At 35.2% G+C, this 2,288-nt stretch carries 1 protein-coding gene; it reads left to right on the top strand.

The features are described 5' to 3' along the window. Positions 1-164 precede the first annotated feature (164 nt). A complete protein-coding gene (locus HMPREF9144_RS05850) occupies positions 165-2,138 on the top strand; it encodes a hypothetical protein (RefSeq protein WP_006044991.1) in 1,974 nt (657 codons plus the stop codon). Positions 2,139-2,288 lie beyond the last annotated feature (150 nt).

Below are 2,288 nucleotides of genomic sequence, written 5' to 3' on the forward strand. Positions count from 1 at the left end.
TATATATATTCAAAATAAGTATGTATATTTGTACACATAATTCAATATCAATTTAAAACGAGACCAATCTGTAAACGATTCTTTTTGTTTTGTTGCATACAAACGTAATTTAATCCAATAGTGCCGTACTTTTAAGTCGGCCATTAACTTAAACTTCTGCGAATATGAAAAAATTTTTTACTTTAACCTTAGCATTTGTACTGAGCTTCTCAGCCTATGCACAAACGAGTGTATTCCAGCGAGACCTAAATAAAAGAGGTTACGCAAAGTTAACAACCACACAGGCATCAACCACAAACAAGGTAGTAGCAAATAAAATAGAGCCTACTGCCAACCAAGTATGGTGGGGATATCAACCAGAAAACGAAGAACGTAGTTCTGTTGGTGTTTCTAAAAAAGAGACATACGATGCTGCTATTTTTGTGGATCCAAGCAATTCTATAATTGTTGGAAAAACTATTAAAGCTATTCGTTTTTATCTCCGCGATAAAGCACATACAAACAATGTAAAGGTTTGGATTTCAAAAAGCTTGCCCAGTGATATTAATAATGCAGACTATGTACAGAATGTAGATCAAGCAGATCTCAATGCAGGCGATGAAAGTGAAGATATACAGGGAAAGGTGAACGATGTAGCATTAAATACTCCATACGTTGTTGGATCTAACGGTGTATATATAGGTTATACTCTTACCGTTACTGATGCTTCCGAAGCCACAACAAAGTTTCCTATTGTAGATCATAGTGGTTCAGACCTTAATGGTTTTTTTATACGTTCTTCTGAAACAGCAACAGAGTGGACAAATTTAGCAGAAGAAGGATTCGGACAATTGGCATTAGAAATACTTGTAGAAGGTGAGTTTGCTCAAAACTCTGTTACTCCAACCTCTTTACAAAACATTGTTGTTGTGAAGAATACAACAGGAAAAAGTAAACTCGTTCTATTCAATGGTGGCAGAGATGGAATAAATAGTATCGACTATACAATAACAACCAATGGGGTTGTAGGGGCAGAACAACATGCAAAGGTTAATCCTCCTGTTAAAACTATGGGTGCATCGTGCACTGCGAGCTTGCCACTTGAGGCTGACAATAACATAGGAGTTTCTGAGAAAGTTATTACTATAACAAAGGTAAACGGCAAGGCTAATGAGGCTGAAAAAAAGTCGATAAATTGTAAATTAACTACCGTAGATAAACAGGTAAAGAGAAATGTTGTTGTAGAAGAAAATACAGGAACGGGCTGTGGTTGGTGTCCACGTGGTTGGGCTGGAATGAAGAAATTGCGCGATAAATTTACTGACAGTTTTGTTGGTATAGCAATACACCAATACAACGAATCTGATGTTATGTACTGCAGGAATTATGCGATACTTGATTTTGGTGGAGCTCCAACCTGTAGAATAAATCGGAATGATGTTATAGACCCATTCTATGGTTCTAACGATGAAGATATTAGTTTCGACTACGAACAAGAGTTAAAAAAAATAGCAACAGTTGGTGTATCGGTAACAGGAACACTTAATACTGATAAAACAGAAGTAACAGCAACTACCACCATTGAACCTTTAATAAATGGGACATACGAAATAGTATATGCGCTTATCGGTGATGGACTTACTGGAACAGAAAATTCTTGGAAACAGAGTAACAACTATTACAAATATTCTCCCGAAAATGTTTCAAACGATTCATATCTATCTCCTTTCTGTAAGGGCGGTGAATATGGTAATAGCAAGGTAACGTTAGTTTATGATGATGTTTTACTTGCTAGTTCTTATGGGTCAGACCATAAAAACAATGCAAAACTTGAAGAACTTAAGGCTAACCAAGTGGTTACTAATACTTATACTCTTAAATTGCCAAATAAAAACCTTTTGAAAGAAGCTATTGCAAGAGCAGGTTACAATAAACTTGCTGTAGTCGCTATGATAATTAATAATGAAGGTAAGATTGATAATGCTGCAAAGTTCTATTTATCAGATCCTGCTGGAATTGGTGGTATTTCTGAGAATAAGGGCGAGCTCAAAGAAATTGCACGTTATACAATTGATGGACGTAAAATTAACAGTCCTCAACGTGGCATTAATATTGTAAAATTATCTAATGGCTCTATTATAAAGGTATTGGTTAAATAGAAAAGTACAGAATATCTTAAGACTTTTAAAGAATAGGAGAAAGGTCCTTGTCGTAATTGCGATTAGGACCTTTTTTTGTAAAAGTAAGTAAAATTCCCCTCTTCCTATAAGAAATACTTTTGGTTCTTCCGTTAAATTGATAGATATATA

The organism is Prevotella pallens ATCC 700821 (genome assembly GCF_000220255.1).
GTDB lineage: Bacteria > Bacteroidota > Bacteroidia > Bacteroidales > Bacteroidaceae > Prevotella > Prevotella pallens.